General features: G+C 50.6%; 19 protein-coding genes. 6 read left to right on the top strand and 13 right to left on the bottom strand.

Annotation, left to right across the window (positions count from 1 at the left end):
• Positions 1-273: 273 nt before the first annotated feature.
• Positions 274-4,035 (bottom strand): ThuA domain-containing protein, encoded by a 3,762-nt coding sequence (locus ABDW72_RS01635; RefSeq protein ID WP_347156709.1) that lies wholly within the window; start codon positions 4,033-4,035, stop codon positions 274-276.
• Between the two features lie 173 nt (positions 4,036-4,208).
• On the opposite strand from ABDW72_RS01635, the gene ABDW72_RS01630 reads away from it, so the two are divergent.
• Positions 4,209-4,985: an NUDIX hydrolase gene (locus ABDW72_RS01630; RefSeq protein ID WP_347156708.1), complete on the top strand. Its 777-nt coding sequence runs from the start codon at positions 4,209-4,211 to the stop codon at positions 4,983-4,985.
• 178 nt (positions 4,986-5,163) lie between these two features.
• On the opposite strand, the gene ABDW72_RS01625 is transcribed toward ABDW72_RS01630, so the two are convergent.
• A complete protein-coding gene (locus tag ABDW72_RS01625; RefSeq protein WP_347156707.1) occupies positions 5,164-6,018 on the bottom strand; it encodes an SDR family oxidoreductase in 855 nt (284 codons plus the stop codon).
• Between the two features lie 44 nt (positions 6,019-6,062).
• Positions 6,063-6,920: a dioxygenase family protein gene (locus ABDW72_RS01620; protein ID WP_347156706.1), complete on the bottom strand. Its 858-nt coding sequence runs from the start codon at positions 6,918-6,920 to the stop codon at positions 6,063-6,065.
• A gap of 359 nt (positions 6,921-7,279) precedes the next feature.
• Between ABDW72_RS01620 and ABDW72_RS01615 the strand changes: the two genes are divergently transcribed.
• Positions 7,280-7,858, top strand: coding sequence for a Crp/Fnr family transcriptional regulator (locus tag ABDW72_RS01615; protein WP_347156705.1), 579 nt, complete (start codon positions 7,280-7,282; stop codon positions 7,856-7,858).
• Positions 7,859-8,647: 789 nt separating this feature from the next.
• Positions 8,648-9,424 (top strand): exodeoxyribonuclease III, encoded by a 777-nt coding sequence (gene xth / locus ABDW72_RS01610; RefSeq protein ID WP_347156704.1) that lies wholly within the window; start codon positions 8,648-8,650, stop codon positions 9,422-9,424.
• An 87-nt stretch (positions 9,425-9,511) separates the two neighbouring features.
• Here the strand turns inward: xth and ABDW72_RS01605 are convergent, their stop codons facing one another.
• A complete protein-coding gene (locus ABDW72_RS01605) occupies positions 9,512-10,363 on the bottom strand; it encodes a formate/nitrite transporter family protein (RefSeq protein WP_347156703.1) in 852 nt (283 codons plus the stop codon).
• A 339-nt stretch (positions 10,364-10,702) separates the two neighbouring features.
• Between ABDW72_RS01605 and ABDW72_RS01600 the strand changes: the two genes are divergently transcribed.
• Together ABDW72_RS01600 and ABDW72_RS01595 are read left to right on the top strand one after the other, a co-directional pair.
• Positions 10,703-11,422: a 3-keto-disaccharide hydrolase gene (locus tag ABDW72_RS01600; RefSeq protein WP_347156702.1), complete on the top strand. Its 720-nt coding sequence runs from the start codon at positions 10,703-10,705 to the stop codon at positions 11,420-11,422.
• A 206-nt stretch (positions 11,423-11,628) separates the two neighbouring features.
• Entirely contained in the window at positions 11,629-12,864 is a 1,236-nt protein-coding gene (locus tag ABDW72_RS01595; protein WP_347156701.1) for a multidrug effflux MFS transporter, read from the top strand.
• A gap of 101 nt (positions 12,865-12,965) precedes the next feature.
• Here ABDW72_RS01595 and ABDW72_RS01590 read toward each other — a convergent pair whose 3' ends face one another.
• Genes ABDW72_RS01590 through ABDW72_RS01570 form a run of 5 tightly spaced genes read right to left on the bottom strand, consistent with a single transcriptional unit; the run spans position 12,966 to position 17,901 of the window.
• Positions 12,966-13,772: a phosphate ABC transporter ATP-binding protein gene (locus tag ABDW72_RS01590; protein WP_347156700.1), complete on the bottom strand. Its 807-nt coding sequence runs from the start codon at positions 13,770-13,772 to the stop codon at positions 12,966-12,968.
• Complete coding sequence (locus ABDW72_RS01585; RefSeq protein ID WP_347156699.1) at positions 13,769-14,626, bottom strand: PstA family ABC transporter permease; 858 nt, start codon at positions 14,624-14,626, stop codon at positions 13,769-13,771. Before ABDW72_RS01585 ends, ABDW72_RS01590 begins: the two co-directional genes overlap by 4 nt.
• Positions 14,627-14,638: 12 nt before the next feature.
• Complete coding sequence (gene pstC, locus ABDW72_RS01580; protein WP_347156698.1) at positions 14,639-15,535, bottom strand: phosphate ABC transporter permease subunit PstC; 897 nt, start codon at positions 15,533-15,535, stop codon at positions 14,639-14,641.
• The gene (locus ABDW72_RS01575) at positions 15,519-16,508 is read right to left on the bottom strand and encodes a PstS family phosphate ABC transporter substrate-binding protein (protein ID WP_347156697.1); all 990 of its coding nucleotides are present in this window, start codon (positions 16,506-16,508) and stop codon (positions 15,519-15,521) included. Before ABDW72_RS01575 ends, pstC begins: the two co-directional genes overlap by 17 nt.
• A gap of 55 nt (positions 16,509-16,563) precedes the next feature.
• The gene (locus ABDW72_RS01570; RefSeq protein ID WP_347156696.1) at positions 16,564-17,901 is read right to left on the bottom strand and encodes an alginate export family protein; all 1,338 of its coding nucleotides are present in this window, start codon (positions 17,899-17,901) and stop codon (positions 16,564-16,566) included.
• 574 nt (positions 17,902-18,475) lie between these two features.
• Between ABDW72_RS01570 and ABDW72_RS01565 the strand changes: the two genes are divergently transcribed.
• Entirely contained in the window at positions 18,476-18,727 is a 252-nt protein-coding gene (locus tag ABDW72_RS01565) for a hypothetical protein (RefSeq protein WP_347156695.1), read from the top strand.
• Between the two features lie 262 nt (positions 18,728-18,989).
• On the opposite strand, the gene ABDW72_RS01560 is transcribed toward ABDW72_RS01565, so the two are convergent.
• The 4 genes from ABDW72_RS01560 to ABDW72_RS01545 form a co-directional block, all read right to left on the bottom strand.
• Entirely contained in the window at positions 18,990-19,754 is a 765-nt protein-coding gene (locus tag ABDW72_RS01560; RefSeq protein ID WP_347156694.1) for a ThuA domain-containing protein, read from the bottom strand.
• Between the two features lie 198 nt (positions 19,755-19,952).
• A complete protein-coding gene (locus ABDW72_RS01555) occupies positions 19,953-21,215 on the bottom strand; it encodes an FAD-binding protein (protein ID WP_347156693.1) in 1,263 nt (420 codons plus the stop codon).
• 298 nt (positions 21,216-21,513) lie between these two features.
• The gene (locus tag ABDW72_RS01550; RefSeq protein WP_347156692.1) at positions 21,514-22,674 is read right to left on the bottom strand and encodes a putative sensor domain DACNV-containing protein; all 1,161 of its coding nucleotides are present in this window, start codon (positions 22,672-22,674) and stop codon (positions 21,514-21,516) included.
• A 76-nt stretch (positions 22,675-22,750) separates the two neighbouring features.
• On the bottom strand, positions 22,751-22,933 hold the full coding sequence (locus tag ABDW72_RS01545) for a hypothetical protein (protein ID WP_347156691.1): 183 nt from the start codon (positions 22,931-22,933) through the stop codon (positions 22,751-22,753).
• Positions 22,934-23,188 lie beyond the last annotated feature (255 nt).

Genomic DNA, 23,188 nt, shown 5'->3' with positions numbered 1-23,188 from the left:
CCTCAAATGTCTCCTGTTCTTCTAACAAAACTACAAGCTATACATAAGCTTGTGTTTCAGCTTCATACTTTACAAGCTGCCCAAAAACCACTTCTTGCCCATCAGGCTCAAGGTTTTATTATTGATAAGTACACATGAAGAAGTATAAGATAGCGCCAGCTAAGCATAGAGTCAGCTCCAAAACCTTTAAATCAAAAATGCCACTGATAGTCAGTGGCATTTTTGATTTAGGCAAGTATAAGTGGGCTAAAAAAAAGCTCCAGCATGAAATAGCTATTCTCTGGCGCCCTTAAAGGCAAAGCCCTGGGCTTGCAGGGTCAGGGTCGTGACTTTCTGCGCGCTGTTGCGGCCAAAGGTAAACACGGCACCGTTATCACCTTCAAACACATCGGCTTCAGCACCTGGCACCAGGTCGCCCTCCTGGCCCCCTGCGTTGATATGCAGCTTGCCTGCTTTTGGCGTAACTTCTACATACTCAAACGGTAGCCCCGTCATTTTATACTTGCCGGCGTAGGCCTCCAGCGCCCTAGCTGAAAGGCTTGGCTGTGCACTGGCTTTGACTGGTGCCGGTTGTGTGGCCTTGCCATTCTGGAACTCCAGATCAATCACAGCGAACAGGGACTGACCAGCGGGGGCCTTGTCATTTTTGAAGACAAAGTACACGTCCTGCAGGCCGGTAGCGCCGGATAGTTTCGCTACCACAGGAGCAGGCATACTGGCCGGACCAGCTTCTGCTACCGGCTCGATCATCGGCGTTGTCCCAATCAGTTTTCCGGTGGGGGAGCCAAGCCTTACTTCAATGAGGCCGCCGGCAGCATTCATCTGCGCTTTGGGCGCGACGGCAGTAAAGGCAATCTGCTCAATTCCGGTCAGGTCGATGTTGTTAAACGCCATGTAAGCGTTATTCGTCGAGGCGATAACGATGGCGCCATACTTCATCGTGCCCTCCGTCTCGTTGGCTTTTCCGGAGGAAATTTTGGCATTGCGCAGGGTCAGCACCTTTTCAGTGGTGATAGGCGGAATGCCGTTGCTGCCCTTGTCTTTGTAAGCGGCCCGGATCACATAAATGCCTTCGCCTTTATCCCCTTTCGGCAGGGCCATGGCATAGGTGCCTTTTACCGGAAGTGATGTAGGCGCTTGTTTTTGCTGCGACAGGCTCAGTACATAGTTTACCATCTCTGCTGCATCGGCTTGTGAAAGCTGTGGGTGGGCGCTCATAGCCACTTCTCCCCACACTCCGCTGCCGCCGCTGATCACCTTTTTGGTCAGCTTTTCTTTTGCTGCGGGCTGGTCTTTATACTTCAGGGCTACTTGCTTGAAGGAGGGGCCTATGGACTTTTTCTCGATACTGTGGCAGGCTTTGCAATCACTGGCTTCCATCAGTTTGCGGCCTTTCACCACATCCACCGACGCGTCGGCACTGCGATGGCCCTGGGCAATAGCGATCAGGTCGTAGCCTTCGGGCAGGTAGTCGATATTCACCGCCACCTCTTCCGGCCTGATCCTGCCGTTGGCCAGGCTGCCGTCTTCCCTGTCGCTCACCTTCACCTCGTAGTCAAAGGGCTGGTTGGGGAAGAAAAAGGTCTGGTTGCTGGAGGTGGCCTGGAAGGTGAGCACCGGCGGCTCATTGCCCGCCAAAATTTCCAGCGACTGGCTGCTGCTGGCTCCTTTGGCGTCTTTCACCGTCAGGGTGGCTTTGTATACCCCGGCTTTGTCGAAGGCTACAGTCGGGTTTGCCTCGGCGAAGGTCCTGGAGGTTCCGTCATTTGAAGCCACCTCCCAGGTATACTGCAGGGCGTCATTGTCGTAATCCCTCGTGCCTGCTGCAGAAAGGTGCGCTTCGAACGGGATGGCGCCTCCTTTCTTGTCAGCAGCCAACTGGATCACTGGTTTGCGGTTGCCGCCGTTATACTCGATGCGCACCAGGCGGGCATCGTCGTTCTGGGCAAACCAGCCACTGCCATACTCCAGCATGTACAGATCTCCCTCCGGGCCAAATTCCATATCCATCGGGTTAGAGAATTTGTAGCTCGGCATGAAGCGCTCCATGCTCTGGTAGTTGCCGTCTTTGTCCAAGGTAACGGCCATTATCCAGCCGCGCATCCACTCATAGATCAACAGCTTGCCGTCGTAATAATCCGGGAAAGCACGAGGAGCATTCTTGAACTCGTCCTGATAGTAGACAGGGCCGGCCATGGCCGAACGCCCGCCGGCACCCATTAGCGGAAACTCCTTTGACTCGCCGTAGCCATACCAGATAAGCGCTTTCTGGGCAGCCGGCAGTTGATTGATGCCGGTATTATTCGGTGAATTATTCACCGGTTTTGCCGGATCATATTGCTCACCGGACTGCTCTTTGGCAAAATCATACTTGTTGTAGGCTTTGTTGTCGCCCACAAAATAGGGCCAGCCGAAGTTACCTGCCTGGCGCGCCTGCCCGATCTCGTCCTGCCCGGCCGGGCCGCGCTTTTCACCCGGCTGTGCTGCATCCGGGCCTACATCGCCCCAGTATAAATAGCCTGTTTTCTGATCGATCGCAATACGGAACGGATTGCGATGGCCCATGGTGTAGATCTCCGGCCGGGTTTTAGGCGTGCCTTTCGGGAAGAGGTTGCCTTCGGGAATAGTATAAGTGCCATCGGCTTCGGGGTGTATGCGCAGGATCTTGCCGCGCAGGTCGTTGGAGTTAGCCGACGTCATCTGCGCATCAAAAGGCGTCCGGCCCGGCCGCTCATCCGAAGGGCTATAGCCGTTGGACTCATGCGGGTTGATGTTATCGCCCGTCGACAAGTATAAATTCCCTTTTGCATCAAAGGCAATGGAACCGCCGGCATGGCAGGTTAACTCGCGCTGGGTGTTTACTTCCAGCAGTACCTTTTTAGAATCCATCAGCAGTTCATCCCCTTTCATTTCGTAGCGGGTCAGGATGTTTTTGGGCGCTTTTCCTTCCGGCGAGTAGTATAAGTATAGCCAGTGGTTTTGAGCAAAGTGAGGGTCTTTGGCCAGGCCGATCAGGCCACCTTCATCTTCTGACACCTTTCCTTCCCTGTTGGTCACTTTAGTGTTCACCGGAATTTTGGCGATCACCGTGGTCTTGCCTGTTCTGGGGCTGTAGAGCTTTACCTTGCCTTTGCGCTCGATAAACAGCACGCGGTTATCGGGCAGCACGGTCAATTCCATCGGCTCATCCAATTTTTCCTCCAGCACTACTTTAGCGAAGCGGTTTTCTTCCGGCATCTTGCGCGTATGCACCTGGCTATAGTTGAGCGGCTTGGGGTGCTCCCCGCCCATAGCGTACTGCAAACCGCCCCAGAGGTGCTTTAAAAACAAGGGCTCTGAAAAGGAAGCGTCGGTATGGCCACTGGCGGTATAAAAAGCCCGGCCGCCGTCAAACTCCTGGTACCAGGCCATGGGGTGGTTCTCGCCGTTGGTGCCCCCCCGGTAGGTCTTTTCATCTATCCGCAGCAATACTTTTATAGCTGGGCTGATATTTTTATAGGAGTAAAACTCATCTTCCCGCTCCCAGCGCTTCGGCAGGAATTTAGTGGCCGGGTTCTTCTTGTCTACTACCACAAAGGTTCCTTTCTGCACGTTGTCGGGCATCGGGTGGTTATTGAACCAGGCACCGGCCAACTGTCCATACCAGGGCCAGCCATACTCGGTATCGGCAGCAGCGTGGATGCCCAGGTAGCCGCCACCGGCCTGAATGTAGCGCTCGAAGCTGTTTTGCTGCTCCGCGTTTAACACATCGCCGGTCGTGCTCAGGAAAACAACCGCCTGGTATCGCTTCAGGTTTTCTTCGTTAAATTTCGACGCATCTTCGGTCGTATCAACCACAAAGCCTTGCTCCTGCCCCATTTTGAAAAAGGCAGCCTGTCCAGCCTCAATGGATGTATGCCGGAAACCGGCTGTTTTGCTGAAGACCAGAATCCGGGGCGGTTCTTTTGAACCGGAAAATCTCCATAAAGCAACCAGCAGTATAAGAACAGCGCCTACAAGTATGTAGGACCTGGGAGAGGAAAAAACTTTTGCCATACCTGTCAATTAAGTCGTGAGATATAAAAATTCTGTTTTGAATGAGCAGGTAACAAGCAGGCAATGGGCAATGAAGGGTAAGCAAAAGGTATTGCGTACTTATTACGCAATCAAGATAAGAAACATATCCATTATTGTGTATTTTTTACGCAATGAAATTTTAAATTCGTGCTATGAACACGGAAGAAGAGGCCCTGAGATTTGTAAAACACGGCCATGAACAATACCTGCCCCATGTAGCGCTTGATTGCGTTATTTTTGGTTACCATGATCAGCAGTTAAAAATTCTGCTGCTTCGGGTGAAAGGACAGGAAAGTTGGGGATTGCCTGGCGGTTTCATTCAGCGCCGGGAGCCGCTAACGCAGGCTGCCTATCGGATTCTGCAGGACAGAACGAGTCTGAAAGATTTATACTTGCAACAGTTCCATACATTTGGCGACACTCCTTTCCGAGTAAAGGAAACGAGCGCGAAAGAGTTTGCCGACAAGTATGGCCTGGAAGTAGAAGAAGGAACCTGGCTGCTGGAGCGGACGTTGTCGATCGGCTACTTTGCTTTGGTGGATTATTCGAAAGTGACTGTTACCACTGATTTTTTCACCGATGCCTACCACTGGAGTGATATCAGCGAACTGCCGCCGCTCTTGTTCGATCATGACGATGTAGTAGAGAAAGCCTTGTCGATCCTGCGGCTTCAGATCTATCACCAGCCCATCGGGTATAACCTGCTGCCAGAAAAATTTACCCTGCCCGAGATCCACGTGCTCTACGAAACGATCCTGGGCAAAGAACTGGATCGGCGCAACTTCCCTAAAAAGCTGTTAGCGCTTGGATTGATCAAAAAGCTGGACGAACAAAGGCATATCGGGGCGCACCGCTCCCCTTTCCTCTACCAGTTTGACAAAACGAACTATGATAAAGCCTTGCAGGAAGGTGTTGTGCATGCTTATTAACAATAGTATAAGTGAAGGGCATGTGGTTGCTACAGCCAAGCGCTTCTTTATCTATTAAACTGCACCAAGCAAGACTAGCAACAACCCATAGGAAAAAGGTAAAAACAGGATAATTCTGGTCTAAATTATTTTTCAGGAGCTACTCCGGTAGCTCCTGAAAAATAAAGCTAGCCTTTGCTTAGGCTACTCCTTTTACAGTTTCGGCTACAGTAGCAGCCATTGGAGTGGTGGGCCGCCCAATCAGTTTGGAAAGCTGGTGGCTGTCATCAAACAAATCTCCTTTTGAGGCCGACACATCCCAACCGGCAATCGCCTGAGCCAGTCCTTCGGGCAAGCCAAAGCTGGTGAGCACTTTCGCATACTCCGCCTCTGGCAGGTTTTTGTATGGAATATCCCTGCCAGCCTGCCGGGAGATTTCCGCCGCCATGTTGCTTAAGGTATAGGCCTCATCTCCGGCTAGCTCATATACTTTTCCCGGCTTGTCTTCGCTTGTTAAAGCGGCCACAGCTGCTTCTGCGTAGTCAGCACGTGAGGCTGAGGAAATTTTACCCTCGCCTGCGCTTCCGATAAACGCACCACCCGCCAAAGCGCCCGGAATAGAACCCGCATAATTTTCGTGGTACCAGCCGTTACGCAATATGGTGTACGCTATTCCCGAATCTCTCAAAGCGGCTTCGGTAGCTAAATGCTCACTGGCAAGGCTAAGCGAAGAAGTGTCGGCATGCAGCAGGCTGGTATAAACGATCCGCTTTACGCCCGCCTGTTTTGCTGCTGCAATGACGTTTTTGTGCTGCTGTTCACGCTTGCCAACCTCACTGCCGGATATAAGCAGCAGGGTGTCTATTCCCTGTAAAGCTTTCTCAAGGGTTGCCGGCTTCTCATAGTCTGCTTCGCGGGCTTCCACGCCTAAGTCCTCAGCCTTTTGAGGTGTGCGCACTAAAGCAACAATGGTATCAGCAGACACCTTTTCTTTCAACTTACTTACGACTAAACGACCTAGTTGTCCGGTCGCTCCTGTGATGGCTATTTTCATTTTGTTAATCTTTGGTTTATGTATGATGTATTTAATCTTATAGCTTACGTGTTATTTTCAAGTATAAAGCTACGTTCGCTGAAGGCAGGTAGTGTGACGGCCCCTTCATAAAAATGCTTCAGTTCATCCTGTTTGTCCATCAGGCCTAAACTGTATAGTACCGGCACATAATGATCAGGCGTGGGAGAAGCCATTTTGCCGAGCTTGTGGCTGGTTTCGTACTGAATAAGGTTGTTGAAATTCCGCTGGTCCAGCTGCTGCCTGAGCCAATAGTCATACTCGGCCTCCCAGCCAAAGGCTGTCATATCGCCACTCCGCATTTTCTGCCCGGCCAGCTGCAGGTTATGTATAAGTGAACCGCTGCCAATGATGAGCACGCCTTTTTCCCGCAAAGCCTTTAACTGTTTCCCTAACGCATAGTGGTACTCTGGTTTGGCATGATAATCAATACTCATCTGAAACACGGGTATGTTGGCCTCGGGGAATAAGTGCATGAGCATCGGCCAGGCACCGTGGTCCAGGCCCCACTCCGGGGTTTCCTGCACCGAAGGAACGACCTTCCTTACCTCCCGGGCAATAGCCGGCGCTCCTTTGGCGTGGTACTGCACCTCGTAGTACTCCTTCGGAAAGCCGTAGTAGTCGTAGATCTGCTCCTGCTCAGGAGAGATGTTCACGAAAGTGCCTTTCGTACACCAATGCGCTGAAACGATCAAGGCTGCTTTTATCTCATACTTGTTTTGTAATTGCAGGCCCAATTCAAAGAGATTATTCCAGAAGGGCTTCTCGTCTTTTGAGAGCGGAATATCCATCGGGCTTCCGTGCGAGGTAAACAGCACGGGCATCTTCCTGTTTTGTTTGGGAAGGGTATCGGTAAAATTTTTAAAACTACTTAAAGAACTCATAGCTGAAAATGCGAATAGCGTTTACAAAAATGCTTATGACACTACCTGAGCAACCCATTGCGCAATGCTGAAGACGTTAGAAGCGCTTTTTGGGCCGTTATGCTGTGCGTGGCCATACTGTTATACTTTGAGATTGAGTTTTTCTTAACTTGTGCTACAAAGTTGGGGATATTCTAAGGTATCCGCCTTGATGTATGATAAGAAAACAGGCAACTTGCCAAAAACAAGAAAGCGGTACCTTGCTTGTATAAAGCGGCTACTGCTACTAGTTGGTGAGGCCAATTTAGAGTAATGTTTTCCACTACTTAAACAGCTCCCGAGGCTTTAGCTCTTAGCTCCTTTATAAACCTTTCTAAAAAATGGCAGAGGCTTTCTTTGATTATTTGCGTTCTAAGCTGGCTTTCGACGAACAGCAACTGTCCCAGCTCAAGCCTCACCTGAAAACACGGCATGTGGAGAAGGGGCAGCAATTGCTACGTGTAGGCGAGGTCTGTTTGTATAGTAGCTTTGTGCTGGAAGGGTGTTTGCGAAGCTATGTGATTGACGCAAAAGGCAAAGAGCACATTATTCAATTCGCGCCCGAAAACTGGTGGATCTCTGAACAGATCAGTTTTTTTAAGAAGGAGCCCGCCATCTACTACATTGATGCCATTGAAGCAACAGACTTTGTAGCACTGGACTCAGCATTTTTTGAAGAGCTGAACCGGGTAGTTCCTCATATGCAACAGATGTTAAATGATTTGCAATTGAACAGCCTTCGCTCCTTTCAGAAACGATTGATCAGCCACCTGAGTGAGACGGGAGAGCAACGGTACCTTGGCTTCATCAAAACATACCCTTCCCTTTCCCTGCGTTTGCCGCAGTGGATGATTGCTTCTTTCCTGGGGCTCACGCCCGAATCGCTGAGCCGTATCCGCAAAGAATTACAGGACAAATAGTGGCAATACATTAGTTTAGCGCGCAGCTTCTGTTTTATACTTCAGCTAATAACCAGGCATTCCCACTTGCAAGAACTTTCCTGGTGCGGTCACCGAGCGGATCATTTTTTAGCTGTCTTTCAAAGATGTTCCTTACCAAATAATAAAGTCCGTCATATCTTCTTTGAAGGGTTAACGCCATCAGCTGAAGTATTTACAGACTTATGGCGGTTATACCTTTTATGTTTTCGTCTAATTATATACAGGCAGGTAGCAGGTGTGCTTCTTCGCACCCAAAGAAGTAAGTATAACCTCTGCCCCGGGGCCTGGATGATGCTGGACTGGTGAACCCCACGCCTGCTCCGCTATGCAGCTGTAAAGCTACGTATCCTAAAAGTTGTGTGCTTAACAGTGAGCGGGGCTGGTTGCTGCCCTCCTTCGAAGATGCACTCGCCAAGTACTTCAGAATTCCAGGAGTGCAATTCCGCTGTAATGGCGTAGTATACCTTATATGATGTAATAAAGAAACGACAGACAACTGTGCCTTTAGGAAACAGCATTACAGGCGAGCTGGCAAGTATAGAAATCATGCAGCAACAGATAACTTGCTTTTCTCAAATCTGATGCAGCTATCTGTGTTGCTTCAGATGAAAATAGTGGCCTATAGCATCTGAAGAATGATCATCTAGGGCTTACGCGCCGGCTGCTTAGGTGGAGTTCAAAGCAGCATTTCGTAAATCTTTTTCGTATGCGCTCGTATAGTTACCTGCGCAATTCATTCCTCTCGTTTTATCACCTTTTCCATACGCTATGAAACTCGCTACCTATAATGTAAATGGAATTCATGCCCGCCTTCCTGTCCTACTGCGCTGGCTCGGCGAAGCTGCCCCTGATGTTGTTTGCTTGCAGGAACTGAAGACACCGCAGGAGAAGTTTCCGGTGGAGGAGTTGCTGGGAGCCGGCTACCAGGCCATCTGGAAAGGACAAAAAAGCTGGAACGGAGTTGCCATTCTCGCACGAAACCACGAGATACAGGAGGTTCGGCGGGAGCTACCAGGAGACCCGGAAGATGACCAAAGCCGCTACCTGGAAGCGCGCATTAGTGGCATCCAAATTGGTTGCCTATACTTGCCTAACGGCAATCCTGCTCCCGGGCCCAAGTTCGACTACAAGCTGCGCTGGATGGAAAGGTTTGCTGCTCACACAGCCGGGCTTCTGGCATCGGATGTACCAGTGGTGCTGACCGGTGATTACAACGTCATCCCCACCGAAGCTGATGCCTATAAGCCGGAAAGATGGGTGGACGATGCCTTGTTCCGTCCAGAATCCCGCGCAGCCTTTCAGCAGCTACTGGCGCAGGGATGGACAGATGCGCTCCGGAAAATGCATCCGGCTGAAACGGTTTATACTTTCTGGGATTATTTCCGAAATGCCTACAGCCGTAATGCAGGCTTGCGTATCGATCATTTCTTAATAAGTCCTCAACTGGAGCAACGCCTTGTAGCTGCCGGGGTAGATCATACGGTCCGCGGCTGGGAAAAGTCAAGCGACCATGCCCCGGTTTGGATCGAACTGACCAATCTATAAGACAGTCGAATAAACAGCATCGCTTTGTTCTTGTAAGTAAGCTTTACCACATGTTTGCTGTAAATTCAGCCAGCTATACTTGTAGCATCAGGCCGAATGCTTCTCTTTGCCTTTTTCTTCATCCTTGTTGTCGCTGCCAGCGATGGTTTGAGCGTGGTTAAAAGCAGCCACTAAGGTTACTCCGCCGATTACGTTTCCCAGCAGCGCCGGCGCAATGAAGCCGCCTAGCGCGGCAGACCAGGAAGCCTCTCCCATAAAGGCCAGCGTAAAAACTTCTACTGAGCCGGCAATCACGTGACCGAAATGCCCGATGCCGACCAGGTATGTAATAAAAATGATCACCCACACCCGCGCTATTTCTGCAAAAGGCAATACCCAAACCATTAGCGCAATAAGCCAACCGGCAAAAATACTGCGGAGCAACAGCGTACCAAAAGCAGGCTCCATCGCCTGGTGGCCCATCTCCACGAACGCCTGCTGCACCTGTGGTTCAAATGCAGTTGTTCTGGCGGCCACAAACCCAACGAGCAAAGCGCCCAGTAAATTTGCTACCAGCACAATCCCCCACAGGCGCAGTACGTTGCCTATCGTGGCAACCTTCTTGCGGTGAAGTAGCGGAAGTATGGGCGTCAGTGTATTTTCAGTAAATAGCTGCTGCCGGCCCAGGATCACGATCAGGAATCCCATACTATAGCCAAAGCTCGCGACCAAAGGGCGCCAATGCTCATCAGGTAAATACGCCATCAGTAGCCCTTCGGCGATCATCGAAAAGCCCATCGACATGCCCGCAGCCAAACCCGACCAAAACAGGGCGGAGGTAGGCCGCGCCAGTTCCGACTCACCTTCCTGCAAAATAGCATCGTGTATAATGGCGGCAGAAGGAGATTTGCGCTCTACTACTTCCTGTTGCTCCACTTCTATCTGTTCTTCTTCTGTCATAAGCGTATTTCTCCTACCATATATTTTTATACTGCACAACCGGGTAAGATTCGGGTATGTGCAGGTTGTACGTAAAAGGAGCGGAATTTCCCTACGCCTTTAGCTTTTAATGAGAAGTATTATTCCTGCTTTCAGCTTAGCGTCGCAGCGATCACGAATAAGATGAGCGTTGGCCGTTACGGCACTATAGGAGGCGCTGCTCTTTGGGGAGGGAAAGGACAGCCGTATCAAGTTATTGCCAAAAGAAGGTGGCGCTAGTCTAACGGCATCTTTTTAAGCGTAATAAGAACCATTTATGTGCAGGAATACTTATATTAGCACATAACATGTTGTTTACCTATGAAAAGAACACTGATCGCTTTTGCACTTTTTGCATTTCTGGGTAGTGCCGCTATGGCTCAGGCACCGAACACCCTCACTAAACAAGAAAAAAAGGAAGGCTGGAAACTGCTGTTTGACGGCAAAACCACACAGGGCTGGCACACCTATCTTAAAGATTCGGTAGGATCTAAATGGCAGGTGAAAGACGGCGCCTTAACCTTTGATCCATCACAACCAAAAGAAGGTGGCGGAGATATCGTGACGAACGATGCCTATGAAAATTACGAACTCGCCCTGGAATGGAAAATCTCTAAAGGAGGTAACAGCGGGATCATTTTCGATGTTCAGGAAGAGCCCCAGTATGGAGCGACTTACCTGACAGGTCCTGAAATGCAGGTGCTGGATAACATTGATGCAGAGGACAATAAAAAGGAAAATCACCTGGCTGGTTGTTTATATGATATGGCGGGAGACGCTTCTGTTTCCAAGCCGATGCCTGTAGGTGAGTGGAACAAGGTGCGGATTTTGCAGAACAAAGGGAAACTTACTTTCTGGCTTAACGGCGTTAAAACGTATGAGGGACAGATCGGCAGCGACGAATGGAACAAGATGGTGGCTAATAGCAAATTCAGCAACAAGGCATTTGCCGATTTCGCGAAAGTAGCCAAAGGCAAAATCGCGCTGCAGGAACATCCCGGCTCCAGCCAATGGCGCAATATCAAAATTCGTCCTTTATAGTATAGCGTGCGGGCAGGCTTTCTGCTCCTGCGCTCGCTGCCATACGTATAGCACTGCTTTTGTAACAAGCAGCTAAACACCTTATTTAGAAAGTATAAAGAAGCCTCCCGGCTCTACCGGAGAGGCTTCTTTTTTGTAGCGGTTGGCAATAAAACTATACCGATTCGCCCGGGCTTATGTACCTTAGCGGATCAAACCAGCGCTTTATGACACGTAAAAAATATATTTCTCTAATCCTGATACTCGGAACGCTCACGGCGCTGGGGCCTTTTTCGATCGACATGTATTTGCCTGGCTTCCCGGCTATCGCTAAAGATCTGAAGACGACCGTAGCAGAAGTTTCGCTTTCCTTATCCAGCTTTTTTATCGGAATATCTGCAGGGCAGCTGTTATATGGCCCCCTAATGGATCGTTTTGGCAGAAAAAAGCCATTGTATTTCGGCCTTGCCGGCTACCTGCTTGCCTCTGTTGCCTGTGCTTTTGCTACCTCCATCGAAGTGCTGATTTTTTTGCGTTTTTTTCAGGCTGTCTGCAGTTGTGCCGCTGCAGTAGCTTCGGTTGCCATGGTACGCGATCTTTTTCCGGTAGAGGACAATGCCAAAGTGTTCTCGCTGCTCATGCTGGTGGTAGGCGCATCTCCTATGATAGCTCCTACGGTTGGCGGCTATGTTACAGCCGGGTTTGGCTGGGAAGGCGTATTTCTAGTCCTGGCTGGCATGGCCGCTGCAATTCTTACGGCTGTTTACTTCGGTTTGCCCGAAAGCAGCCCACCCGATCCCTCCTACTCCTTAAAGCCGAAACCCATTCTTACTAAGTTTCTCCAGGTGATAAAAGAACCCCAGTTTTATACTTACTGCCTCTCCGGAGCTGTTTCGTTTGCAGGGTTGCTGGCCTATGTTTCAGGCTCTCCGCTGCTGTTTATGGAGATCTTTCACGTGAATGAAAAGGAGTATGGTTGGATCTTCGCTTTCCTGTCTATCGGCCTGATCGGTGCCAGCCAGGTGAACAGTGTGCTGCTGCGCAGGTACCGCAGCGAACAGATCATAGTGGGAGCCCTAATTTGCCAACTGCTGATAGGAGCTATTTTGGTGGCAGGCACCCTGCAAGGTGTGCTCGGACTTTATAGCACGATTGCGTGCATTTTCCTCTTTTTATGTTGTCTGGGCTTTACGTTTCCCAATGCCTCGGCCCTGTCTTTGGCACCATTTACAAAGAATGCCGGCAGTGCCTCTGCCCTGTTAGGTGCTACCCAAATGGGAGTAGGCGCGCTGGCAACCGTCATCCTGAGCCTCTTTAGCGATCATTCTGCTATACCTGTTGCAGGCACTATGGCGGCTTCCACCCTTGTGTCGCTGCTGATCTTACTGGCGGGGCAAAAGATTATCCGCACCCGGGGCATTCATTACCAAACGGATGAGGCAGTAACGGGAGCCCTCCACTAGGCCTGCTTGATCTGTAGTGCACTTGTTACTACCTGTCGTGCAGGCTCGTAGTAATGTTAGCAAGTATGATTTCAGTGAATCACCTGGTTGCTTCGTGATTATTAATGCCCTACTTCCAGGTATTCTTTTAGAGTTTCTGTCTGTGGGTTATCAAACACCACACCGGGAGCTCCTTTTTCAACCACCTCCCCATAGTACATAAACGCGACATAGTCTGCCAGCCGCTTTGCTTGCCGTAAGATATGCGTCACCAGCACAATGGCCACTTCCTTGCTCAGTTCCTGGAACTGCTCCTCAATTTTCCTGCTGGAGATCGGGTCCAAGGCAGATGTGGGTTCATCGGCCAGGAGAACACGAGGCTCAATGGATAAGCCACGGGCCAGGCACAGCCGCTGCTGCTGGCCGATCGAGAGCCTGCCTGCCGGACTGTGCAGCCGGTCTTTTACCTCCTCCCATAAAGCTGCTTTTTGTAAATAATGCTCTATACGGTGCTCCTGCTCGGTTTTGCTGGTGATGCCTTTTAGCTTCAGAGCATACCGGATGTTATCGGCAATGGTGCCGGGCAACGGATACGGGCGCTGTGAAAGTAGCCCCATCTGCTGCCGCAGTTCATATACATCCACATCCCTGGCCAGAATATCCCTACCCAGGAAATAGATAGATCCCTCTGTGCGAATGTCAGGGTAGATGTCGGTAAGGCGGTTGAAGGTCTTCAGCAGCGTGGTTTTACCGCAGCCCGAAGGCCCCAGCAGCACGGTGATGCCTTTGTCGCGGATGCTGAGTTCCACCTGCTTTAACGTCTGCTGGTTGCCGTGGTACAGGTTAAGTCCCGCAACATGAATCAAGCCTGTTCCCTGTTCTTTTTCCATGGCCGGATACGTTGTGTTTGCTATAGTATAAGCACTCATTGGATTCTGTTTTTAGATAGTTGTTTGCTCAGCAACCTGGACCCGATGCTGATAAGCAGGATGAAAAAGGTAAGCACCAGTGCTGCGACATAGGCCCTGGCCTTGACTTCCGGTATAGGTGAACTCAACTGAAAGAAGACTGCCAGCGGAAGCGTAGCAGCTGGTTCTGTCAGGCGCTCCGGAATATAATCTGTATACCCGGCTGTAAAGAGCACGGCGGCCGTATCACCGATTCCCTTGCCCAGCGCCATTAAAAAAGCCGTAGCTACCCCCGGCAGTGCCTGCCGGAACAAAAACTTAAACCCGGTCTCTCCTTTAAAGAAGCCGAGTGCCAGTGCCGCCTCATACATGCCACCCGGCACATGCTGCAGGCTCTCGTCCATCACCCGAATCATGACCGGGCTGATCAGCAGCGAAACGGTGAAAATAGCTGCCAGTAAAGAGGCATGCCACCCCAAATAGAGCATCAGGCTAAAGCCGAAAGCGCCATACACAATTGGCGGCACTCCCCATAACACGTCCAGGCAAAGCCGCACCCTTCTCTGCGCCTTTGGGTGGGAGGCCAGATACGTATGCATAAACAAGGCCGCCGGAATACTGATGAGGCCGGCCAGCAGCGAGGCACCAACAGCCAGGTACAGCGATCCGATGATAGCGTTCAGGATACCCCCCTCCCGACCGAAGTAATAACCGCCTTTTGGCACCTGGGTCAGTATCTCCCAACTGAGGGCGGGCAATCCTTTCAGCACAATACCACCCAATATGCTCAGGAGCACCAACACGATCAGCAGGGTAAAAAAAGCCAGCACGCCTTTTACAATTTGCTCTTCCCGGTAGATTCTTCTCTTCTTCATTTAAAAGGATAGCTATACTTTGGATTGATAGTGATGAATGAGCAGGTGCGCCAAAAAGTTAAAGAGCAACACAATCAGTAACAGCAGAAAAGCACAAAACATCAGGGCCGCATCGTAACTCGGGATGGACATCATCTCGCCATAGTTATTTGCCAATAAGGCCGGGAGCGGGTATCCGGCGGCGAACAGCCCGCCCGGCACCTGCACGACATTGCCCACCACCATCAGCACGGCAATTGTTTCGCCGAAGGCTTTGCTCATGCCCAGGGAAAAAGCCGCCGTAATGCCTGCGCTTGTCTTTTTGAGGATCACATCCCGCACAGTTTGCCAGTGGCTGGCGCCCAACGAAAGCGCTGTTTCCTTTAACTCAACAGGCACCGAGCGGAACAGCTCCAGAAGCATATTCAGCACAAAAGGCAGTACCGAAATAGACATCACCACGGCAGCCGCCAGGATGGAATAGCCGGAAGCATTATCTGCGCCGGTAGCAGCAGCCCATCCGGCCACCAGGGGCACCACCGTTATCACGCCCCAAAGGCCAAAGATCACCGAGGGGATTCCGGCCAGTATGTCGATGATGCCCTGCAGTACCCTAGCGACCCAGGCAGGCGCGAACTGCGTAATGTATAACGCAGCGGCAAGAGCGACCGGCACCAGGAGCACCATCCCCAGCAAAGCAATGATCACAGAGCTACTGATAAACGGCCAGAGACCAAAGGCTCCACGGATCGGCGCCCACTCCGTGCCGAACAACGTCACTCCCAGCCCTGTTACCGAGAACAGCGGAAGTGCTTTCAGCAGGAGAACCAGGCCAATGGCCAGGGGCAACGATACAACGACCAGCAGGGCCAGCTGCATCCACCCTCTCCGGGCATATTCCAGGCCGAGCCGGCTATTGCGCACGGTCATGGGCTGCTAGTTTGTTCTTCTGCGTCTCTAACGTGCCAGGGCTAAGCACAATGTAACCGTTGGGCTCCACAAATTGCTGCCCTTTGGTCAGTACCCACTTCAGAAAGGTTTTCACTGCCGGGATCTGAGGAGCGCCTTTAGCAATCAGGTAGAGTTCCCTGGCCGGAGGCGATGGATAGCGCCCGTCTGCAATAGCCGCCGTGATCTGCTTGATGTCACTATAAAAATTTTCTTCCGCATCGAGCCTGCCATTGCCATTTACATCAATCGGCGCCACATCCACTCCTTCATACTTGCGGCCGGTTTTCAGATCGTATACATAGATCACGTTGTTAAAACCAATAGCATTGGGGTCTTTGCGAACAGCATCTGCTAGGCCAGGATCGCCGAACACGGCTATTCCTTTTAAATCTTCCTGCCCCGCGCCGCCCAGGTAATCTGCCCAAGTGGCCGCCGCGCCTGAAGCATCTGACCGGGTATAAACATTTACCGGCTGCTTACTGCTTTTCCAGTAGCGTTTCCCGTCCTTCAGAAAATAATCACTTAACTCCTGCCGCGTCAGTCCCTCTTTCTTCAGCTGGGCCAAAACAGGGTTTTTGGTGCTGATCGTTGGGATAACCGCATCTTTTGTCACCGATACCCACCAGACACCCTTGTCCTTTTCAGCCGGTGTTATCTCCCTTGAGAACATGCCCAGGTCAATCGCCCCACCCAGCACATCGGCCATCCCTTTGCCGGCTCCGCCAGCAGAAATATTAAACCTGACATCAGGATACTCTTTCCGGAACTCCTCGGCCCATACATTAGCCAGCGGATAGAGCGCAAATGCACCAGACATACTAATAGTACCTTCCAGCTTTTCCCCTTCGCCTGCAGGAGAACCGGCTGCTTTTTTTTCAGAACTTGTACCGCAAGAGGAGAGTCCGGTAGCTAATAAAGTGGCCAGGCTAACCATATAAAATGCTTTTTTCATATTTCTCTTTTCTGTCGTGTATTGTTATCCGCTTTGATGATTTTCAGACTAAACTTTAGTTGCTTCGGGACCAGCTAAACAGCTCTGGGGTAAAGGTGAGCTGCAGGTAAGTAAACTGGGGCACCAACTGGCTGTTGCCTCCTCTGCCCTGCCGCAGGTATTCCAGTGTTTTGCCGGGTAGCATAAACATATAGGCAAGCTCCACATCCGTAAAGCTGTTGGGCCTGTAGCGCAGCCGGAAGTCATTTTCGAAGCCCCATACATGCGAAAGCGCTTTTCCCGTACCCACTTCTGTCTCTCTCAGATCTTTTTGTGTGGCCAGTAGGTGGCTTTCCCACGACAGCGTATACTTCTTGCTGAACTTATAGTCCTGGATCAGGTAGGGATTCACGATTCCCTCATGGTTGTAGGTTCGAACGGTCCGGTTGGTGTAGTCCATGCGGCCATTGAAGCGGTGGATAGAGCCGTGTTGCGCCACAAACGCATGGGACACGGCATCCGTTGGGTTGTTGTCGCCACTGAAAACCTGCGCGCCCAGGCGGGCAGTATAGGCTTTCGAAACAGTTAAACTTGCTTCAGGCTCCAGGTAAAAGGCACTGATAGACTCACCTGTCGGAATCCTGCCCCACTGGTAATAGCCGGCAAAAGTAAGGTACACCACCGGCCCGCTATACGCTACCCTGCCTCCATTTGTCACTTTAAAATCTGTCTCATGCGGATTGGTCAGGCTCTGGTAACCGTCGGTATAATTGATAGAAGAAAGCGTTACTTTCTCAGACAGCTTATACTTGAGATAGTCGACTACCAGCACTTTATAGTTGTCGAATCCGGGGTAATAGGTAGTGCCAAAAATCCTTTCCTCTGTTTGGTCGAAAGCGCCGAGGAGGTGCGTTTCAAACTTCGGGCGCTCAAAAATAAAGCGGACACCATCGTGTTTGTTGCCGGTCTGCCGCCAGTCGTTTTCAGAGAACAGCCGCTCATCGTCGAACTGCACGCGCTGCCGGCCAATGCGCACCGAAAGATGGTCCGTAAGCGAGGGCTGCACATAAAATTCATAGGTCTGAAGCCAGCCTCTTTCGCTGCGGGGATCTTCTTCGCCCCACACTCTGATATCCTGAATAGTTGTGTGGAACAGGAAACGCTTACGTCGGTAGTCGAGGTTAAGCCTGCCGCGGTGCGATATAAAAAAAGCAGCCTGAGTAGTATCGTTCGGCAGTTGCTGGTATCCGTGCCGGAGTTCTGCCCGTGGCCTGAATTCCAGGCTGATGGAAAGCGTTTCTTTATCCGCCTCCACTGCAGTGGTTTCCCCCGGACCGGAAGATTGGGCTAACAGCAGCCTGCTGAAAACCACCGAAAAAAAGGTAGTAAGTAGTAGTATTTTCTTCATCTTCATATGCCTGATTAGATGGAACACACTTAAATAGGACACAGCAGTTTAAGTATGCTTCCCCTATAGTTGCGCACACTGCGCGATACAGCAACCGGAATATTTCCGTCACTTCTGGCCGCCACAATTGGGTGGCAACTATTACCGAAAAAAATTTAAAAGATTAAATGCTGCTGCTACGATGATGGGCTGGCAACTTATACTCACTACAAAAGCTTTCCAGCTTTACGCCAGGTGCTTAGCAACAAGGCAACAGAAAGCGTTAGCAAGTATAGCGATGCGCAGGACCTGTTCCCTGGGGCTAAACGCGAACCGTTCTATCAGGTATACCATCAACAGCAAGTGAAAAGTGGTGAGGATCTTGTTCGCTTTAACAGCAACAACATGCGATAGAAGAAGCAGCAGATAGGGCTGAAGCGGCAGCCCAGCGGCCGGTCAACAGGAAGGAGGAAAGTGTGCCTGGATTTTCCATAGTGCTCTTGATTTACGTTTTGTTTATACTGGCTGCCCTGCTTACCAAAACAGGTAGCGGAGGCTTTGCTTAATTCCTATTAAATCTATAGGGATTATATACAAACGTATGGCTCTTTACTTTTACATCCAACAAATAGTTGCTAAATATTTTAACACGCCGGATCATAATCCCAATAAATGCTTATACCTCAGCAATATACCAAAAATAATAGCTTGGTTTAAAAGAAATAAGGTAGAAGTCGGCATCATTCCGCTGCGGCCAGGCCAATCCGAAAAAGACCTGCTCCGTAAAAAATATTCTTCTAATAATTCCCAGCTGATGCCCTCTGCGGAAGAAAGTGCTGCTGCTAAAGTATAAAAAAGCCAGCCACACTCCTGCGCGGTGTCGGAGAAGTATGACTGGCTTATACTAGGTGAACTTTGGTTATTTAAGAAGGGGCTTTTATACTTCGTGTACTTGTCAGCTGCGGTTGAGCTTTGGCCTACTTACAGGTATAGCAATCAACCATATAATTTTGCTACAGTTGCACGCAGCTTGCACGTTCCAAGCTGATTCTGAGCTCACTGAACAATAAAGCAACACGCGGAACCGCTACAGCCTCACCGTAAGTCAACGGAGCTTATTTTCTTCCGGTCGCAGCCCAGAAAATGCCGGCGTATAAGTGATTTAGAAAAGCAGGTTCGCTGAAGTTTGTAGGCAAATGGCCCAGCGCAGTGTAAAAGGCGCGGCCTCCATCATAAGTATGGTACCAGGCAAGCGGATGTAATTTGCCCATCCCCTCTCCTTTTCCGCGTGCGCCCCAATCTGCTTTCGGGTTATAGGTAGATTCGTCAACACCTAAAATGTAATGCAGGTCGGATACCTTCTCAGGGCCGAACTCATACCACTCCTCTGTCCAGAGTTTGCCATCGGCAAAGCCTTGTAAGCCCGGAAATTTCGGGTCGAGCACTTCTATTTTGGCTGTCTGTACGGATGGGTGGATATGAAACATCCGCCCGACGAGTTTGTTATACCACTCCCAATCATACTCCGTATCAGAAGCACTGTGGATGCCGACAAACCCTTTGCCTGACTGAATGAACCGCTCCATCACTTTTTGCTGGGTGGCGTCAAAAATATCCCCGGTAGTATTTAAAAAGATGATGGCTTGAAATGGCTCCAAGTATTTATCTGTAAACCCATTCGGATCCTCCCACAAGACCACATCAAAATTATTGCGGATACCCAACTGCTGGATTGCCAACACGCCTGCATGCAGCGACTCGTGGTGCCAGCCCCTGGTAGTTGTTACCAGCAACACTTTAAACTGCTTTTGTGCGCTTGCACTAAAAGCAAAAGCCAACTGCATGACCAGTAAAAGAAGAAGAAAGTTAAAACGCTTCATTGGAGTTCGGTTTGTTTAAGACAGGAAGTTAATAATTTTTTGAATTGCTATGGCTTAAATGCTCCACACTAAGCTAAATTAGTGCTTCCCGGCTTCCGCATGTATAGGTTTACATGTTTCTGCTGGCAGCAAATCATTCCTTTGTACAAAAAGGCTACAACGCAGCGGCTTAGCCAAAAGCTATCGGGGCCGAAAGCCTCAATCTGTATACAAGGTCTCCGACAGAAAGGCATTCCGGAACTTTCCTTCAGGATCGAAACGCTGCACCAGTTGTTTAAAATCAGCTAATTTGCCTATACGCGACTGCAATTCGGCGGGAACCATGGTGAATAGCTTTCCCCAATGCGGTTGTGCCTGATAGGGCCTCAGCGCTTCTTCGATCAGCGGGAGCAGGGTTTCTACTATGCGCCATTCCTGCTTCCAGGTAAAATGAAAGGCTACGCACGTTTGCTGGTAGCAGGGGCTCAGCCATAGATCATCTGCGGCAATCGTTCTGATCTCAGAAACAAACAAGTAAGGCGCTATCTGCTCGTGCAGCGCTGCGATCGCCTGCAACGCTTCGTAGCCACACTCTACCGGAACATAATATTCTGACTGCAGTTCTTTTCCGGCGCTCGGCTGAAACCCCATCTTAAAATGCGGCAACCTGTCATACCACACCCCCGCGATACCCATTTGCGCGGTGGCATGCTCCGCTGATAATTCCTCCAGCGGATGCAGATTATCCGTGGCAAGTATGGCGCCATGAAAGTGTATAGCAATTTCCGTCGAGGTGCTGCCGGTATCCTGGTGCTTGATCCAAACCTGGTTAATGGTGTTGTTCTTCCACGTAGTGAACAGGCTGACACTGTAACCAGCAGACATGATAGCCACAAAGTCCCGCTCCAGTGCCTGCATGGGCATGTTCCGGTACACTACCTGGTGCATATCAAACGCTGGCTGCAGGCGCAACGTGAGCTTTGTCACAATGCCCAGGGCGCCCAGGTTTACCACAGCACCCGGAAACACGGCGGCATCTTTGTCCCGCGACAACTCGACGAGATCACCTGCCGCATTCACAAATTCAATAGCGGTAACAGCCGTAGCCAGGTTCCCATTGTGTATACCCGACCCATGGGTAGCCGTAGCGCAAGCACCTGCAATGGAGATGTGCGGCAGGGAAGCTAAATTATGTAAGGCAAAGCCGTGCTCCTGAAGTAAGGGTGCGAGCTCGCCATAGCGCATACCACCCTCTACGGTTACTGTTTGCGCAGCCTTATCCAGTGCGACCACTTTATTGAGTGCCTGCAGCGAAAGCAGGTCTGTTGTGCTATCGGCAATCCTGTTAAAAGAATGCCGGGAACCCAATGCTTTGATGTGGCGGCAACCCTTCACAATTTCCTGCACCTGCTCCACTGTTTCAGGATGATGAATGCGATCAGTACTGTAAAGAATATTTCCGGCCCAATTTGTTTGATCCATAGTATGAATATTGCCCGATTAACCTGTAACTGAAGGTAAGTAACTTTATGGTTTATAGATTGATTTGGATCAGCTTGAGGAACCCGGAAACGGCGCCTTTTTATAAAAGAGTACACCGCCTCCAATTTACCACTGCCTTTTGCTTTAAACAAGCTGGTAAGGGCTGTTTCCTTTCTGAAAAATTATTAGCCTATAATTTGAAGCAGGTATTCAGCTAGCGAAAAGCACGCTTGTTTTCGGCAAAGCATCCTGCGCGCCACTTTGCCGGAAGTATACTTATACTTAGTTAGCCGGAAAATTACAGAAGCAACGCATCAACCCGGTAGGCGTGCACCATTCCTTCACACGGCGACCAGGAGAAAATCGTGAAGTGGCCATCCTGCGAAGCGACAAGTGCCAGTGCATCCCGTTGGTCATGCACGAACTGCGCTGCAGACAAGTGCCGGGTGCCGCCATGCTGTGCCGGATGAACTACAGTCGCGATGTTGCCTGCAACAGGTTCAGTCAGAATCATTTGCTCTACCGGCACGCTTCCTTCCGGCCTTCCGATTTTGGCCCCGAAAGCCAGTAGCTCATACTGGTCGTTGATGATGGTGGCTCCGTCGATTGCCGTAAAACCCGCCAGGCCATCCACCGCACGTACCAGATCGCCCTGCCAGCGGTTCTTACGCTGCTGTACTTCCTGCTGCAGCAATTCTGTCAAGCCGCTGAAAGAGGGTTCCACCACATAGGTTACAGGATGAACGATTGACTTGCGCCAATGATCGCTTTTAGCTGGCACCACCAACAAAGTGCCGCCTCGTTTATGTGCCCGCATAGAAACAGCCAGCTGTACTAGTACATTGACGGAGCCTTTGGACGAGGAAGCAGATGTAAAGCTGATCAAGGACGTGATGAGTTCCGGGCAATCGGGCAGGTTTAAATGATGTTCTTCAACGATGCGCACCTGGTCGCCTTTCAGCACGGCTACGTTGGCAAACTTGCCTTCCAGCTGCAGGCGCCGGTACTTCACCACCAGCAGGCCCGGCTCTGATACATCCAGCACAAAACAAAGCGCCGGTATAACGCGCGTAATGCCCCAGATGCACAATTTGTCACCTTCCGGCCATACCCCCAGGTGAATTCCGGCACGTTCCACACCCGGAGCGAGCTTTGTCAGCACACCGGGCGTAAAAGATAAAGGCTTTCTGAACAGGAGCGCCTGTGCGGCCTCGCCGGGCGCCAGAAAGGCCAGGGATATTTTAGGTGAATATCCCTCTTCCCGCCGCAGGCTGGCCCAGAAGGAAACATCTATGAGCTCCTCAATTATTTGGAAGGAGGGTACTGAGGCTACTTTTGTGGCGCCCTTTTCTTGTGCTTGCGTATGAAACTGCTTGAAGCGTTCGGCCACCGTTTCGGCCACCATTTGGGCGGCCTTATACGTGGCGCTGCTGCTCTCCCCCTTCGTGTTGCCGTTCATTCGTTAAGATAATCTGTTTACCTATTTCCTGTTTATACCTGGCTACCCCCTGTTTACGAACTAACCGCCTGGACGCTCATTCCTGAATGCACCCAGCTCGTACTTTGCTCCAGATGCTCTTGGCCACGATGAATATAAGCGTAAATGTTTGTAATTCCAGCAGCGACTCGCTAAATACAAGGATGCCGATTGCAAGAGAGCGACGGCGCAACAAGTATACCTGACCAAATCCGGTAACAGCCTCTGCAGTGCTTCTCACCAGTTGGGCAACAAGCCTCTGCGGTGTTGCACGAAGTATAAGTTGCTTTTCCGGCATGCCACTGCGCCATGTGCAGGCACGCGTGATCTGAATACTTAAATCGCTTTACCAGGCTGTAGCAGAAGCAGAAAAGAGCGGTATCACCAGCACATTATGTCCACCGCTGCTCGTGTAGGAAGCTTGTATTGCCGGTTATACTATCTTAAACCGCTTTCGTCGCGTAAGATAAAATACTATTTCCTGCAGCCGCTCTTT

It is taken from the genome of Pontibacter chitinilyticus, from assembly GCF_039748935.1.
GTDB lineage: Bacteria > Bacteroidota > Bacteroidia > Cytophagales > Hymenobacteraceae > Pontibacter > Pontibacter chitinilyticus.
The sequence above is the reverse complement of the archived record's forward strand: the minus strand, read 5'-3'. Positions and strand labels throughout refer to the sequence as shown.